The 16,134-nt window shown below is 53.1% G+C and carries 14 protein-coding genes; 10 read left to right on the plus strand and 4 right to left on the minus strand.

Translation table 11 applies throughout. The annotated features are described in order from the left end of the window. Positions 1 to 63 precede the first annotated feature (63 nt). The gene (locus ACFQI7_RS09980; protein WP_218099616.1) at positions 64 to 1,770 is read left to right on the plus strand and encodes a hypothetical protein; all 1,707 of its coding nucleotides are present in this window, start codon (positions 64 to 66) and stop codon (positions 1,768 to 1,770) included. Between the two features lie 215 nt (positions 1,771 to 1,985). Then, positions 1,986 to 2,423, plus strand: a complete 438-nt coding sequence (locus ACFQI7_RS09985; RefSeq protein ID WP_218099617.1) for a GNAT family N-acetyltransferase — start codon at positions 1,986 to 1,988, stop codon at positions 2,421 to 2,423. A gap of 86 nt (positions 2,424 to 2,509) precedes the next feature. On the opposite strand, the gene ACFQI7_RS09990 is transcribed toward ACFQI7_RS09985, so the two are convergent. Both ACFQI7_RS09990 and ACFQI7_RS09995 read right to left on the minus strand, forming a co-directional pair. After that, on the minus strand, positions 2,510 to 2,938 hold the full coding sequence (locus tag ACFQI7_RS09990; protein ID WP_218099618.1) for a cell wall hydrolase: 429 nt from the start codon (positions 2,936 to 2,938) through the stop codon (positions 2,510 to 2,512). 178 nt (positions 2,939 to 3,116) lie between these two features. Then, a complete protein-coding gene (locus ACFQI7_RS09995) occupies positions 3,117 to 4,106 on the minus strand; it encodes a hydroxyacid dehydrogenase (RefSeq protein ID WP_218099619.1) in 990 nt (329 codons plus the stop codon). 284 nt (positions 4,107 to 4,390) lie between these two features. On the opposite strand from ACFQI7_RS09995, the gene ACFQI7_RS10000 reads away from it, so the two are divergent. Further along, positions 4,391 to 5,206 (plus strand): sugar phosphate isomerase/epimerase family protein, encoded by an 816-nt coding sequence (locus tag ACFQI7_RS10000; protein WP_218099620.1) that lies wholly within the window; start codon positions 4,391 to 4,393, stop codon positions 5,204 to 5,206. A 15-nt stretch (positions 5,207 to 5,221) separates the two neighbouring features. Further along, the gene (locus ACFQI7_RS10005) at positions 5,222 to 6,283 is read left to right on the plus strand and encodes a Gfo/Idh/MocA family protein (protein WP_218099621.1); all 1,062 of its coding nucleotides are present in this window, start codon (positions 5,222 to 5,224) and stop codon (positions 6,281 to 6,283) included. Positions 6,284 to 6,335: 52 nt separating this feature from the next. Here the strand turns inward: ACFQI7_RS10005 and ACFQI7_RS10010 are convergent, their stop codons facing one another. Further along, a complete protein-coding gene (locus tag ACFQI7_RS10010; protein ID WP_218099622.1) occupies positions 6,336 to 7,457 on the minus strand; it encodes a mandelate racemase/muconate lactonizing enzyme family protein in 1,122 nt (373 codons plus the stop codon). A 287-nt stretch (positions 7,458 to 7,744) separates the two neighbouring features. On the opposite strand from ACFQI7_RS10010, the gene ACFQI7_RS10015 reads away from it, so the two are divergent. From ACFQI7_RS10015 to ACFQI7_RS10035, 5 genes are all read left to right on the plus strand, one after another. Next, the gene (locus ACFQI7_RS10015; protein WP_218099623.1) at positions 7,745 to 8,581 is read left to right on the plus strand and encodes a sugar phosphate isomerase/epimerase family protein; all 837 of its coding nucleotides are present in this window, start codon (positions 7,745 to 7,747) and stop codon (positions 8,579 to 8,581) included. Between the two features lie 27 nt (positions 8,582 to 8,608). Beyond that, on the plus strand, positions 8,609 to 9,517 hold the full coding sequence (locus ACFQI7_RS10020; RefSeq protein WP_218099624.1) for a DUF6528 family protein: 909 nt from the start codon (positions 8,609 to 8,611) through the stop codon (positions 9,515 to 9,517). Between the two features lie 146 nt (positions 9,518 to 9,663). After that, a complete protein-coding gene (locus ACFQI7_RS10025; RefSeq protein WP_218099625.1) occupies positions 9,664 to 10,527 on the plus strand; it encodes an AraC family transcriptional regulator in 864 nt (287 codons plus the stop codon). Positions 10,528 to 10,638: 111 nt separating this feature from the next. After that, on the plus strand, positions 10,639 to 11,496 hold the full coding sequence (locus ACFQI7_RS10030) for a phytanoyl-CoA dioxygenase family protein (protein WP_218099626.1): 858 nt from the start codon (positions 10,639 to 10,641) through the stop codon (positions 11,494 to 11,496). A gap of 155 nt (positions 11,497 to 11,651) precedes the next feature. Then, entirely contained in the window at positions 11,652 to 13,787 is a 2,136-nt protein-coding gene (locus ACFQI7_RS10035) for an LTA synthase family protein (RefSeq protein ID WP_218099627.1), read from the plus strand. Between the two features lie 35 nt (positions 13,788 to 13,822). On the opposite strand, the gene ACFQI7_RS10040 is transcribed toward ACFQI7_RS10035, so the two are convergent. After that, the gene (locus ACFQI7_RS10040; RefSeq protein WP_218099628.1) at positions 13,823 to 14,722 is read right to left on the minus strand and encodes a LysR family transcriptional regulator; all 900 of its coding nucleotides are present in this window, start codon (positions 14,720 to 14,722) and stop codon (positions 13,823 to 13,825) included. A 126-nt stretch (positions 14,723 to 14,848) separates the two neighbouring features. Between ACFQI7_RS10040 and ACFQI7_RS10045 the strand changes: the two genes are divergently transcribed. Further along, complete coding sequence (locus tag ACFQI7_RS10045) at positions 14,849 to 16,129, plus strand: YbfB/YjiJ family MFS transporter (RefSeq protein ID WP_218099629.1); 1,281 nt, start codon at positions 14,849 to 14,851, stop codon at positions 16,127 to 16,129. The last annotated feature ends 5 nt before the right edge of the window (positions 16,130 to 16,134 follow it).

Here is a 16,134-nt window from a genome sequence, read left to right on the forward strand (position 1 = left end):
TCATAATTTCATTCTATTATTTAAAGCGTAGGGTAAATTATCCAGGTGAGAGGCGGATTACATATGAACAGCAAAAATAAAAAAATAATTGCCAGTGCCATTGCGGCGAGTTTTTTGATCGGGGCCGGTTTTGTCGGAGTGCATTCCCAAGTGTTGGCGGCAGATACAGGCACAGGCGACGCTGCAAAAGAAAAGTCGGATGCAGGCAAGGGCAAGGCCGGTATGGAACGCGGCAAAGGCTTTGACGTCAAGGGGCAACGGATGGGCGGTCACGGAATTGGCTTTGGCGGCGGCAACCTGGTGAAAGAAACGGCAACGGTACTCGGCGTTGAAGTAAGCGCGGTCATGGATGAGCTGAAGCAAGGGAAGACGCTGGCGCAAATCGCCGAAGCGAAGGGACTGGCGCTTGACGCGTACGTGCAAAAGCTGGTCGATGCGCAGACGAAAGCGATCGATGAGCAGGTTGCCGCAGGGAAGCTCAAGCAGGAGCAGGCGGATAAGCTGAAAACCGGCCTTGCCGAGCGTTTAAATAAGGAAGTCACCAATAGTGGTTTCGGGAAAAAAGGGTCTTCCATCATCGGGGGCGTTTACGACAAAATGCAGCAAGGCCGGGGGCCTGGTTTCGGCTTTGCGGGCGGTAATCTGGTGAAAGAAACGGCAGCGATCCTGGGCGTGGAAGAGAGCGCGGTGCAGGATGAGCTGAAGCAAGGGAAGACGCTGGCGCAGATCGCCGAGGCCAAAGGACTGGCGCTGGATGCTTACGTGCAAAAGCTGGTCGATGCGCAAACGAAAGCGATCGATGAACAGGTTGCGGCAGGGAAGCTCAAGCAGGAGCAGGCGGATAAGCTGAAATCCGGTCTTTCCGATCGAATCAAAAAGTCGGTAGAGAGCAAAAGCTTCGGCGGTCCGGAGAATCATCCCGGCGGTCATGGATTTGGCTTTGCGGGAGGCAACCTGGTGAAAGAAACGGCAACGATCCTGGGCGTGGAAGAGAGCGCGATACAGGATGAGCTGAAGCAAGGGAAGACGCTGGCGCAAATCGCCGAGGCGAAAGGACTAGCGCTGGACGCTTACGTGCAAAAGCTGGTCGATGCGCAGACGAAAACGATCGATGAGCAGGTTACGGCAGGTAAGATTAAACAAGAGCAGGCGGATAAGCTAAAATCGGGGCTCGTGGATCGAACCAAGAAGTTCGTGGAGAGTAAAGGTTTCGGTGGTCCGGGACAGCGTCCCGAAGGTCCGGGATTTGGGTTTGTGGGCGGTAACCTGGTGAAAGAAACGGCAACGATCTTGGGCGTGGAAGAGAGCGCGGTATCGGATGAGCTGAAGCAAGGGAAGACGCTGGCGCAAATCGCTGAAGCGAAAGGGTTAGCGCTTGACGCATACGTGCAAAAGCTGGTCGATGCGCAGACGAAAACGATCGATGAGCAGGTTGCCGCAGGGAAGATCAAGCAAGAGCTGGCGGATAAACTGAAGTCCGGTCTTGCCGAAGGAATCAAGAAAAAAGTCCAGAGCACATTGCGCGACGGAGGCCAAGGAAAACGGCACGAAGCTTGGGCGGCTCCGGGAGAACTGGCGCAAAAGCTGGGTATGACGACGGAAGAACTGGTGAAGCAATTGCAAGCAGGTAAGACGGTTGCCGAGCTTGCCAAGGAAAAAGGAATTACGCTCGATACGGCCGATTTGAAAATGAAGCTGGATGGGAAAAAGAACCATAAAAACAAAGACGGGCAGCAGCAGGAGACTTCTGCAGGAGCGGCTGCACAGTAATCCGCAGCAGCGAGTATGTGCTGCAATAAATAAAGCTAAGAGGCGGTATCCGATTTGGGATACCGTCTTATTTGCGCGAGCGAGCAGGTGGAAGCGCTGGGTCTGGTGGAAAAAAACTTATGCGACTGCAGCTGTTATTGTGGTACGATTATGGGAAAATAACCTTCCGGAGCTTTGAATATGTTCTCGATCCAATCAAGAAAGGTGATGTATAGATGAACGTACGAAAGGGGCAGTTATCGGATGCCGGGCAGCTGTGCGGCTTGTCCGAACAATTGGGATACGCCGCAGAGGAGCAGCAAATGCACGAACGGCTCTCCCGGATCTTGAAGGATGCCGACCATGCGGTTTACGTGATGGATGACGAGGAACATGGGGTGGTCGGTTGGGCTCATGTGCATGGCAGACATTTGCTCGAAAGTGATCCGTTTGCGGAAATCGGCGGGCTCGTCGTGGATGACCGGCATCAGCGCATGGGGATCGGAAAAAAACTGATGCGCGCATGCGAGGGGTGGGCGAGGGAAGCGGGCTACGGCATCGTGCGGGTACGATCCGGGGCGCAACGAAAGGAAGCGCATGAATTTTATAAAGGCATCGGATATGAACATGTGAAAGCACAGCAAGTGTTCAACTTGAATTTGAACCGGGAGTAATAGTGAGGTTGGTATTCTTTGAAATACGCAAGGCCGTCCCGGTTCATTGGCCGGGAACGGCCTTTTTGAATGATGCTGAATATGCTCTAGAAAGTATTATAAATGTTTTGGCATTCTTCTGCTGTAGGCTGGTAGAAGCAGTGCAGCTTGTAACGAGCTACGAGCGGCTGATTGTACCATGTCGGAGGGCAATCTCCTTGCGGTCGGAAATACCATAATGAGAATTTGCCTGGCCAATGCCTTTCCCCATTGACAGAACGACGAGCCAGACGTTTTTCACTTTCTCTGGCCTTCTGGTAATAAGGCCCGTGCAGCAGCGCTTCAAACGCATGCGGTTGATTGATCATTTGCGGAATGGTGCGGATTCCTTTGAAGTCGGAGCAATTCGCCCGGATTCGGTTGATCCCTACATTGCCGACGAGCAGCATGCCCTTCTCGCCTTCCCCTACCGCTTCCGCCCGGAGCAAACGCGCTAACATGGCAATATCTTGGTCCCTTGCTTTCACTACGGCCATAAGGCTCACCCCTATAAGTGTTATACCAACAAGATATTAGGTTAGAGCGGTTAGGTGTCTGTACCATACAAAAAGGTACGGTTGCTCGATGTATGGCGAAAGCATACTAGTATGAATAAGAACAGCCGTCCTCGGAGAGCCGGGGACGGCTGCGAATCTGAACAGGCGTAGCGCAGGTTTAAGCCAAGGTGCTCAATGCGGACGCCTCGACTTCGCCAGTAAGCGGCTGACCGGCGGTAAAATGCCGGACTTCCGTAACGGCAAACCGGCCGAGCCGGCGCAAGCCGTTTGTGACCGCGCCGGCGATATGCGGCGTCAACACGCAGTTAGGCAGCGTACGGAATGGATGGTCGGCCGCCGGCGGTTCCGGATCGGTGACGTCCAGGCAAGCAAACAGCCTTCCGCTCTGCAATTCGGGAATGAGGGCGCTTTCGTCGATGATTGAGCCTCTGGCCGTATTAATAAGAATGGCTCCGTCTTTCATAAGGGCAAGCCGTTCCTTGTTGATCATTTTGTTCGTGGAAGGCAGCGACGGCGCATGAATCGAGACGACATCGGAGGCGGCAAGCATCTCTTCAAGACTGCAAAGGGTGACGCCAAGCTGCTGCGCTTCGGCGGCGCTCAAGAACGGATCATGTACCAGCACCTGCACATCGAACAGCTTGAGCAATTGAATGTAATGACGTCCGGCTTTGCCTGCGCCGAGCACTCCGATGCGCACGCCTACCATTTCCCTTACCCGGTCGCGACCTTCCTTCCATCCGCCAGAATGGGTTGACCGGTTCAACGTCCACATGTTTTTCAGCGCGGTGATCGTGAACCCGAGAGCGGTTTCCGCGACCCCTTGTCCGAGCGGTCCATTGCCGCTGGAAACGCGGATGCCCCGTTCCCATACGTCGGGTGAAGCGATACCCTTGATCGTTCCGGCAGCGTGTACGATCAGCTTCAGGTTGGGCGCTCGATCGAGCACATCGGCGGTTAGCGCTGGGCAGCCCCAGGAAGTGATCGCCACGTCAGCCCCATGAATCGCTTCCATGACTTGTTCTTTAGACGGATCGCCTTCCGTTTTGTTGCATACGACTTCACCCATTGTTTTTAATTCGGCGATATGCTCTTGGGCGAACACGGCATTTTGTCTCACAGTCGAGGGAAGTATTGCAATTTTCATCGTTATTCCTCCATAAGTAAAGAAGTAGTGATCGTACGTTTGCCTTGCGTCTTGTGAAAATTATACAAGCGACCAGGAGCGCATACAATCGGATCAGCTGACGAAAAAATGACCAAAATAGAGTTCTTGCGGGCGTATGTAAGTACGAGCCGGAATGTATTCATATTTTGGCAATTAATCGATTTGTCCGGCGGAAATCTCTGGTTTACAATAGCACTGTCTGGTGAATTTTGTTATTTTGATCTTGTAATCGACAGTATCGGAAACGAAAGGGAGCGAACACAATGGACTTGGCTTTGAGCATGTGGAGCGTGCACCGGACAGCGAAGGAAAAAGGGTGGCGCGCCATCGACTTCCTGCAATTTTGCGAAGCGGAAGGATACCGGAAGGTCGAGCTGCTTGCCCATTTTTGGCAGGATGCGGCGCGCGAGCTGGAGGAAACGGCAGCCTGCGCGGAGCAATGCGGCATTACCGTCGTCAGCTATGCCGTCAGCAACAATTTTGTAAGTCCGGACCCGGAAGCGCGACGGAAATCGCTGCTCCAGATAACGGAAGCGTTTCCTGTTGCGCTAAGCCTCGGAACCCGCACGATTCGCGTATTCGCCGGGAATTTGCTGGATGGAATCGAATATGGCGACGCGTGGCAATGGATCGTCGATGGACTCGGTGCAGCCGCCAAAGAAGCGGAGGCAGCGGGCATGTCGTTGTGCCTTGAAAATCATGGGAAGCTTGCGGGTAAAGGAGAGCAGGTCCGGCACATCATTGAAGCGGTCGGTTCGCCTGCGCTTAAATCAACGCTCGACGTCGGCAACTTTTTGCTCGTTGACGAAGATCCGGTTCACGCCACACGCTCGCTGTTGCCATATATCGGCCACGTCCATGTGAAGGACTTCAAGAAAAGCGACGGCGGGCGGTACAAATCGCTCCAGAACGTAACGTTCGACGGAGTACCGGCAGGCAACGGGGACGTCGATATCCCCGCTATTCTCGGTTTGTTAAAGCAGTTTGGATACGGCGGGTCCTACGTCCTGGAGTACGAAGGGCAGGGCATTGAAGCGGACGGAATTCGCGAAAGCTACCGCAATATGAATTTACTTTAGGAGGCAGGCTTACATATGGGTAACAAATTAAAAGTAGGCGTTATCGGCGTCGGTTCGATTTCGGAACATCATATCAAATCGTACTTGAATAACAAGGAAGTCGTGCTGCATGCGTTTTGCGACAGCAACGAAACTCGCGTCAAGCAAAAAGCGGAGAAACACGGCGTCGCCAAAACGTATACGGATTATCGCGACCTTTTAGCTGATCCGGAGATCGATGCTGTGAGCATTTGCACTTGGAATAATTCGCATGCGCCGATCAGCATTGCCGCGGTTGAGGCGGGCAAGCATGTGCTCGTGGAGAAGCCGTTATGCAAATCGGTCGAAGAAGCGCTGCAGGTGCAGGAAGCCGTGAAACGTTCCGGGAAAGTGCTCCAGGTCGGATTCGTGCGCCGTTTTGGAACGAATACCGAAGTGCTGAAAACCTTTTTGGACAATGGGGATCTCGGTGAAATTTATTACGCGAAAGCGACCTGCATTCGCCGTTTGGGCAATCCGGGAGGATGGTTCTCCGATATTGAACGTTCCGGCGGAGGACCGCTGATCGATCTTGGCGTTCATTTTATCGATTTGTGCTGGTATTTGATGGGCAAGCCGAAAGTAAAAACGATCAGCGGAAGCACGTTCAAACGTCTTGGCAACAGGTCGAACGTTCGCAACCTCAATTTCTACAAAGCGGCCGACTATAATGCCGAACATAACGATGTCGAGGACTTGGCTTCGGCGTTCATCCGCTTTGAGAACGGGGCTACGTTGACAGTAGACGTAAGCTTTACCCTTCATGCCAAAAAAGACGAAGTTTCGGTCAAACTGTACGGGGATAAAGGCGGAGCAGAGGTCGAGCCGGAATTCTCGATCGTCTCGGAGAAGCACGATACGATTTTGAACATCACTCCGCAAATCAATCAGCTCGGCTTTGATTTCGCCCGCGGCTTTCAGGAGGAAATCAACGGTTTCGTCAGCGCATGCTTCGGCCGGACGGAAACCAGAAGCCCTGTAGAAGACGGCGTAGAAGTGATGAAAATGCTGTGCGGCATTTACGAATCCGCCCGCTTGGGACGCGAAGTGGAGTTGTAGGATCAAACATAAAGGCGGTATCGGACCTAAGGTCCGAGCCGCCTTTACATCGTTATACGTATGTATACTTATCAATCTTGTGCATGGAAACGTCGCAGCCGGTGCCGGGGCTTCCCGACAGCCGGATCGTGCCGCTTTCCAGGTCCGGGTAGCTTTCGACGGGATCGTCCGCCAGAAAGAAAGGACCGTTCAGGTCGACCGGCGTTCGAATTTGCAGGTGCTGGAACAATTGAGCCGAGGCCGACAGACCGAGCCTTGACTCCGTCAAGCCGCCACCGAGCAGTCCGAGGCCGGAAGCTTTGGCGATTTCGCCGCACAGTTTGGCACCGGACAATCCGCCCATTTTCGTTACTTTCACGACAATCGTATCGCACGCTTCCAGACGGATCGCCTGCAGCGTATCCCCTGGGGACCAGACGCTCTCGTCGAGTGCGATCGGGATGCCGATCTTTCTTCGCAGTTCGGCATGGCCGAGCAAGTTGTTTGCGGCCAGCGGCTGCTCGAACACGTCGACGCCCAGATGTTCCATCGCCTTTCCCGTCCGAATGGCGGCAGGCAGATCGTACGCCTGATTGGCGTCAACTCGGAAGAACAGGCCCGGGGCGTGCTGCTTGACGGCTTCCAATATTTCAATATCTTTGTCCGGGTTCAGGCCGATTTTGACATCGACGCCGAGATAGCCTTGCTTCTTGGCGGCCATCGCATGAACGGCCGCTTCCTCCGGGTTCGCGGTGCTGATCAAATACGATAAATTCACCGTTCCGTGCCCGGATGACAGCCATATTCCGGCAAGCGGGACTTGCCGCCGTCTGGCGATCAAATCGTGCAGTGCCATATCTACCGCGGCCTTGGCGATCGGCTGTCCGGCGCTGTGACCGCCCGCGATCTGCCGGTTCATTTGCGCCGTCAAGCTTTGCAGATCTTCGGAAGGCTGTCCGATAAGCAGCGGTTTCACATAATGATTGAGCGTCGATACGACGCTTTCCAACGTTTCATAGCTCCACCTGTGGCTTGGCCGGCATTCTCCCCAGCCAATATGGCCGTCTTCGTCCGTGAGCTTGACATAAACATGCGGGGCACCGGACGAAGGGTCGCCGACTTTGCCGCCGGAGATGGCAAAGCTTTGCTTCATCGGAAGCCGCAGCGGATATACATCGACGTACTTTATTCTCATGGTTTGTCCTCCTGATCTTGCATGCATTTATTTAATTCTAGTATATCTTCTCTGAAAGCGTCATCCTTGTCATTAATATGTCTTTAAATGGAACGGCGGGTAGTGCGAACGCAGACAGAATAGATCGCAAATCTGGCAAATTTCCAATTGCTGCTGCACCGTTTTCCTAGTATCATAAGACTGAAATGATTGAATGTTTCTTTTAAATGATTTAAAGCATCATTTTAAATGAAAGTGATCATCAAAAAAGATAAGATTGCAATCGCAATTGGGGGAGGAAACGGGTAATGGTACAACAGCATGTCAATGATGGACCGGAACGATGGCTTACAGGCACTTCCACGGGCGTAAGGTCGGCGCTCGATATGAACGATATAAGGGCGGCAGGTCTCGGCGCAATTGAACTGACCTGGCAAAAGATGAACATGTTCGATCCGGAGGTAAAGGCACGTTGCGACGCGAAAATTGCCGCGGCCCGGGCGGCCGGACTTGAAGTATGGTCCGTCCATATCCCCTACGGGACGGACTGGGATCCATCGTGTCTCGACCCGGAGATGAGAAAAGACGTTATCGCAAAAGTAAAGGCCGTGCTCGCTTTTGCGCAGGAATGGGGTGTCCGCCGGGCCGTTTATCATCCGAGCTGGGAACCGATCGCATCGGAGGACCGGGCACGCCGATTGAAAACATGCAAGGAAACGCTGAGCGTTCTGGCAGAGGAGTCGGTGAAGTACGGCGTCCAGCTTGCCATCGAGTGTTTGCCGCGAACTTGTCTGGGCAACAGCGCGGATGAGATGGAATATTTGGTCGGCGACGAACCGGCTCTCGGCATCTGCTGCGATGTGAACCATTTGTTCAAGGAAACGCCGGAGCAGTTTATCAAGCGGCTCGGTTCGCGGATCGTAACGACGCATATTTCCGATAACGACGGCAACGACGAGAAGCATTGGTTGCCCGGCGACGGTGTCATCGGATGGCGAGCCGTACTTGATGCGCTGGTCCAAGCCGGTTACGGCGGCACTTTCATGTACGAAGTGAGGAACCCCGATCCGCGCGTATTGGCTGACAATTGGCAGGCGCTGAACAAGCTGTACCGGGGAGAAGGCGGCCCGCTGCTAAAAGGATGAGCGACTCGCCCGTAAGGAGGCTGCATGATGAATAATTCAACTGGAAACCAAGGCGGCGATTGCTGGATCGCGGTAACGGACCAGGCATCCCGGCGAATTCTCGTATTCGATTCCGAACGGAAAGACTGGAACTCGGCTGAAGCGCTGAAATGGTCATGGTCGCCTAGCGCATTGAACGGTTTCAGCGATGGGCCCAAAGGGTGGGGCCTTCCCTCCGACGTCAAGCTTCGCAGAAACACCGCTCATGGCGGCGAGTCGATGATCGTGTGCGATTCGTACGGCTTAGCAGCGATCGTTCCATACCCTGCGGGAAATGCGCGTCAATGGTCTCAGACCATTCCCGGCAACCTGCATGCGGTAGAGCTGCTGCCGGACGGCAACATCGCGATTGCGGCGAGCACCGGCGGCTGGGTGCGGCTGTATGCTTCGTCTCAAGGACCGGACGCGGAGAAACATAGTCACTATGATCTTCCGGGTGCGCACGGCGTCTTATGGGACCCGCAGGAAAATTTGCTGTGGACGATTGGCGACGACTGGCTTGTCCCTCTCAACGTATGCGGTACGGCCAGCGATCCGGAGCTTGCGGAAGATTCGGATCGCAAGATTCGGCTGCCGAGCCGGTGGGGGCACGACCTTTATCCCGTTTACGGCGATGCGGACAAACTGTGGGTCACGACGAATTCGGCCGTGTACCAATACTCCAAGTCCGCGAATACGTTCTTGACGAATTATGCTGGAGCCGATGAAATCAATCGGATGCACGTAAAAGGGATCGGGAACCAGCTGTCCGGGCAAGTCGTACAAACCGCACCCCGAGAGGGCGGTCTATATGCGTGGACTACGGATACCGTACGTTCGTTCTCGCCGAACGAGACATTTTCGGTAACAAACGGCGCCTTCTATAAAGCCCGGATTTGGTGCGCCGAATATCAATAAGCGCCACCGCGTTACCAATAACTAACACAAAAACGTCTTAAACAACCGTGCGCCTGAAGGCTCGTAAACGTCTTTATCGCCGACGGTTTGCCATTCGGAATACAACGTTATGCTTCATCCGCAACGAGGGGGGCTATGCATACGCAATGGAAGCGCCAAACCCGTTAGAGCATGTGCGATTTCTAAAATCCCGCAGCCGTGGGAAACGAACGTGCGAGCCCGGCTGGTTTTGGGACCATCAGACCCCGTTTCAAGATTACGATATTTTCTACGTCGTTTCGGGCAAAGGCACGATGCAGCTTGGGGACGAACTGTTTCACCTGACGCGCAAAAGCTGCGTCGTTATGCGGCCCGGCGATCTTCCGAAGGCGACGCAGGATGACAATGACCGGCTCGTCGTGCTCTATATGCACTTTGACATCGAAGACAACCGGCCCCCCGAATGCCGGCCTGCCGCGTTCCCGTTCCCGCGCTTTACGCAGATGAACGATAACGTTCAGGCGGAGAGCATGCTTTCTCAAATGCTGGAAGCACTGGAGTTTCCTTCGCTGTGGCAGGATTTTGAGTTCGACTGTTTGATGAAACGTTTCTTTGTGACGCTTTACAGGCAGCACTGGAGCGACAAGGATCACCGCGGGCTGTCGGCCAAACAGATTCAGAACATAAGAAAAGTCGTCGCTTATATCCACGAGCAAAAAGGAAGGGACGTGCAAATCGAGCCATTGGCGGAAACCGTGCAAATGTCGCCGCAATATGTAAGCCGATTGTTCAAACGATATGCCGGCTGCTCGCTCAAAGCGTACATCGCACGGATTAAGCTGGACTATGCGCTGGATCTGCTCGCCCAGTCGTCCTTGACCGTGACCGAAGCGGCGCTGGAACTTGGCTACGCGGATGTATACGCGTTCAGCAAACGTTTCAAAGCGCTGCACGGCATGTCGCCGTCGCATTATATCGCGCAGCTGCGCCCCGCGAAGCCCACGCTCGGGGATCGTAAAAGAACGCAATAAACGGAATTGTTGAAATATACGGTTCAGGACATCAATGTATGCCGTAATCCATTCCTTCCTTGATCGCGCTAGGGTTATGATGGAGTTAATCCAGTGGAAGGAGGCATGGAAATGTTTAACCCGGCTGAAGACCCGCAATCTATTGCAAGGAAGCTGTATCGCTATAATAAAACGGCCGAGCACCGCATTCGTACGCCGGAGGAAGTAAACGAACAAACGGCAGCCGCTTACAAGGAATTAGGCTACGTTGCAATCGAGGAAGTATTGACGAGGGAAGAAGTCGAAGCGGCGCTTCAGGACATCACCGACGTCATCCACGGCCGCATCGTCGGACCGAAAATTCAATATTTCCGGGGGAGAAGCGAGCGGAAAGACAGCCCTGATTTTGATTCGCCGGAAGAAAGGGAACATGCGGTAAGAAAGCTGCACAAATTCATTGATTATTGTCCGGCGCTGCATCACATTTGCTATCATCCGAAAATTTGGAGCGTGCTGGAGAAGGTGCTTGGCGACCAACCGAGATTTTGTGAGGATCAGGCTTTGCTCAAACCACCTTCCAAGGATGCGGGAATCGAAAAGCCTTGGCATCAGGACATGGCGTACTCCAGCTTTTCATACGATCGGATGGTAGCGGGCGTTTGGGTCGCACTCGACGAAGCGCTGCCGGAGAACGGCTGCATGCACGTTATTCCCCGTTCCCACCGCAGCGGTCCGGTACCGCATTACGCTGTGCGGGATTGGCAGTTATGCGACACCGTGGTGGATGTGGACAAGGATGAGATGGTTCCTTTAAAACCGGGAGGCATCCTTGTATTTTCCGGCCTGCTGCATCACGGCACCCCGCCGAACTTGTCGGATCAACGAAGAAGAGCGCTGCAGTTTCACTATGCGCCGGAACCCGCTGTCAAAATGACGCCCGCGGAGTATAAACGGGTGTTCACGAACGAGATGACAAAGGCGGAATGTTAATCCGTCTCCTAATACAATGAACGTACTGACGATCGGATCCGATGCCCTGGCGGCCATCGGTTTTTTTGTCTGTAAAAAGGATTTTAGCTCACCGCCCAATGTGTGTTATACTTATGTGGAATTTACAAAAATTTAAAAATAAATGTGGTGGACTTATGGGGGAGCTGCAGGTTGCCATTGTTCACAAAGGTATGAAAGCGGTACGCCGCCTGCCTTTGTTATTGTGGTCGCTGTGGATCGTATTTTTAGTTGAATTGCTAAGCCGAGGCGGCTGGGGAGCGGCGTTGAACTGGACGGTGGAGGCCATTCCCGAAGTGGTGCTCAACGCGATGGTTGTTCTCGGGTTCATGCTGCTGCTGACGGCTATCATAGGAAGCCTCCGTACATCGTTTTGGCTGATCGCTACCATTTGCCTGGCGTTCGGACTGATCAGCGGGGTCAAGCTGAGCATTCTGGGCGTACCGTTTCTTCCGTGGGACTTGCTGCTGACCAGCGAGACTAAAGACATGGCGCAATATGTAAGCGGTTTGCTAAATTTTAACGTCATTTCCGGACTTCTTTCATTTATCGCCATCAGCGTACTGCTGCTGTACAAGCTGCCTCGCGTAACCTTGCGGCTGCGCTGGAAACAGCGCATCATCGTCGGCATCGCTTCGGCGCTGCTGCTGATTTCCATTTACAGCGACGGCACGCTTTCGCTCAAAAAAGCGGTTCATATCCAGAACATCGCGTGGGATCAGACGCAAAATGTGAAAACGAACGGCTTTTTGCTGACGACGCTGATGAATATCCGGTTTTTGTTCCTGAACGAGCCCGACGGATACGACGAAAAAGTAATAAAGGAACTTGCATCCGACATTAAACCGGCCGTAGCCGTGCCGGGGGAGAAAAAGCCGAATATTATCGTCATCCTGAGCGAATCGTTCTTCGATGCGACGAAGCTCAAAAATATAAAGTTCAGCAAAGATCCGCTGCCGTTCTTTCATATGCTGATGGACAATTACACGAGCGGCTCCATGCTGTCCCCGCAATTCGGCGGCGGTACGGCCAATGTGGAGTTCGAAGTGCTGACGGGCAATTCGATGGCCTTTTTGCCGCAAGGATCGATTCCGTACAATCAATATATCGACAAGGGGATCGACTCGCTAGCCAGCATTTTGACAAGGCAAGGGTATACGGCCACATCGATCAACCCGTTTCATTCGTGGTTTTATAACAGCAAGTACGTTTATGAAAACTTCGGCTTCGGCCAGTATATTCCGCAGGAATTTTTCGAGCCGGATTACGAAGGTCCTTATATTGCGGACCGCGCGGTGGCAAAATACATTATCGAGACGAGCGAAAGGACGCCGGGTCCGAAATTTATTTTCGCCAATACGATGGAAAACCATTATCATTATTATCCCGGAAAATTCAAGGAAAATACAATCGAGGTCACAGGCCAAACCGGAAACTCAGCGGGCCTGCTTGAAACGTACGCACAAGGCTTGCTGGGCGCGGACGATATGCTGAAACGTCTGGTTACGCATTTTGAAAAAAGCCCCGAGCCCACCATTATCGCTTTTTTCGGTGATCATTTGCCAAGCCTGGGAGATGACTATCAGGCGTATAAGGACACGGGAAATTTGCAGGAAAACGATCCGGATTTCTTGAATAAAATGCATCGCGTGCCGGTTCTCGTATGGAACAATTATTTGCCGAAAGAACAAAAAGAGCAGCTGAATATGAGCACTTCTTTTCTGGGGCCATATATTTTGAAGCTCGCGCAAAGACCAGGCACTTATTATACGGACTTTTTATATGACTTGTATCAGCGCGTTCCCGTCCTTCCTCCGAAAAACCAATTCTCGCAACTCGGGGCTGACTCGGAAAAAATGAAAATATACGAGAAACTGCAATACGATATCATGTTTGGCAAACAATACGGTTACAGTGATTGGAAAGATAAAATCAAAAACCCTGACTATGTACTCGGATTAGGGAAGATGAGCGTGCAAAACGTTGAGCTGGAGACCGCAGGCAAAGAGCCGAAGCTCAAAATTACAGGCAGCAGCATTCCGCATGACGGCATTGTCATGATCAACGGACAGCCCGTCGCTTCTACGTGGATCAGCACGAACGAAGTCACCGCCGTACTGACGCCTCAGCTCGCCGCGGCTGCAGCGGGATCGACCCCGCTCAAAGTCGAGATCGTCGTGAAAGACTCGAAAGAGAGCGTCGTAGTAAAATCCAATGAGTTTGTCCCAAGCCAGGTTGTATTTAGCGGATTGCGAAAAGACAATGTGAAGTAAAGCGAAAAGCGGCTTACAAGCCGCTTTTTTTGCTGTTATCTCTCGCTTTCCCGCACGGGCTCTTCCTTTATTACCCCATCAAGCATCTCTAGAAACTTTCGCACGGCCAGCGTCGGCGCTACATCTTTTCGATGAATAAAGCATGTCGGTACTTTGCCCCATGTTTCGGGCAGCTCCTGAAACGACAGTGCATATTGTTGATCGGCGCGGGCGAGCACGGATTTGGGCAGCAGCGAAATGCCAAGGCCGGCATAGACGCAGCCAAGAATGACTTCAAGCGAACCGAACTCCATCGTTGTGCCCGGCGTCAGCCGCTCGGCCTTCAACCAGTCTTCCAGTTTTATTCGATAGGAACAGCCTTCGCGGAATACAAGCAGTTTGCTGCTCCGCAAATCGAGTACGCCGTCGTTCTTATAAGGAAGCGGGTGATTGGAGAAAAGAACAAGCTCTTCGTCGCACACGTTAAGCTGCTCCATATCCGGGTGATGCACCGGGCCGGCGACAAAAGCCCCGTCCAGCTCGTAGCCAAGCACCGCTTTGACCAAAGCCTCCGATGTCCCCGTTCTTAGGGTCACATCGATATCCGGATATCTTTTATGGTATTCCGATAACGCCGGCGGCAGCCGTATTGCCGCCGTGGTCTCCATCGAGCCGAGAAGAATCGGTCCGGAAGGGACTTCCGGCGCAATAATCGTCTTCTCGGCTTCCGAGAACATATGCGTAATTTGATCCGCATATACGAGCAGATGCTTGCCGGCGGATGTCAGCGTAACGCCGTACCGGTGGCGGTGAAACAGCGCCGTTTTAAAATGTTGCTCCAATTTTTGCATTTTTGCGGTGACGGTAGACTGGACGAAGTTCCACTCGTCGCCCGCTTTCGAGAAGCTGCCGAGCTTCGCTACGGAACGGAATAATTTCAAATCGTCGATATCCACGGTAGTCTCCTTGCTCAGGTATCGTAATATGGAATAGCTGGTATTTGGAAATATCGTTTTACTCTATACTATAACATGATTATGATGAAGTGGTATTCCGAAATCCGCTTCACCTTGGAGGAGCTTATGAACTATGTACCGCCGCCGACTCGCGCATTGATCGGAGGAATCGGCGCGCTTGTGATCGCAATGGGTGTCGGCAGGTTTGCCTATACGCCGATACTGCCTTATTTGCAGCAGGCGGCCGGCGTAACCGGCGAAATGGCAGGCTACCTGGCATCCTCCAATTATTTGGGCTATTTGCTCGGAGCTTTGCTTGCCGGTGCAGTTCGCTGGAACAGAGGAAAGTCAGCTTTCCTGAAAGTTTTTCTTGGCGTCAATATATTGACTACGCTAATGATGGGGATGACGGGACAGTACTCGCTGTGGCTGCTGCTGCGCTTCGTTTCCGGTCTCACCAGCGGACTTGTATTCGTTCTTGCCTCCAGCATTGCCCTGGATGCGTTCGCTATCGCCAATCGTCCGGCTTGGTCCGGTTTATTGTACAGCGGCGTCGGCATCGGAATTGCGACGTCAGGCATCGCCGTACCTTTCCTCGCAGAGCAATACGGCTGGCCGGGGGCGTGGATTGGACTGGGCGTCTTTGCTCTGTGCATCGGATTTTTTTCGTTTCTGTGGCTGCAGGACAAAGTGTCGTCGGAAAATGGTCCGACTTACGATCGCGCCGCTGCGAGATCAGGCGAATCTGGAGTGTTCGAAAAGGCCGATGGTGCAGGAGCAGGTGCAGATGCCGAAGAAGGAGGGAGTGCAGGGGCAAGAGACGCAACCAACGCCGATGCAAAGCGGATGCTTCCTTGGCTGCTGGTATCGTACGGATGTGAAGGATTGGGGTATATTATTAGCGGCACATTCCTTGTGGCGATCGTGCACAGCGTCCCTTCATTCGGCGCACTCGGCGCTTTAAGCTGGGTATTGGTCGGAGCCGCGGCGATCCCTTCATCCGTGATGTGGGCTAAGTTTGCCGGGAAATATGGCAATGCTCCTGCGCTTTACCTAGCGTTTATTACGCAAATGGTCGGGGTGGTTTTGCCTGTCGTGATATTTAACGCGGCCGGCGCACTGCTTGGAGCCATATTGTTCGGCGCTACGTTCATGGGAATTACGACGTTATCCGTTTCCGAAGCGCGCAGTCTGATGCCGGCCGATAGTAACAAGGCGATCGGGTATATGACGTTTGTTTACAGCATCGGCCAGATGATCGGCCCATCGATCGCAGGCAAATTAATTACACGTTCCGGCGGCTACGATTCTTCATTGATCTTCGCGGCGCTCGTGCTCTTCTGCGGGATTGTATGTCTTGCTGCAGGCCGGAGAGTTTCGACCAAAATAAAAACATTTAAAGGATGATGACC

It is taken from the genome of Paenibacillus allorhizosphaerae (assembly GCF_042659105.1).
Taxonomy (GTDB): Bacteria; Bacillota; Bacilli; order Paenibacillales; family NBRC-103111; genus Paenibacillus_G; species Paenibacillus_G allorhizosphaerae.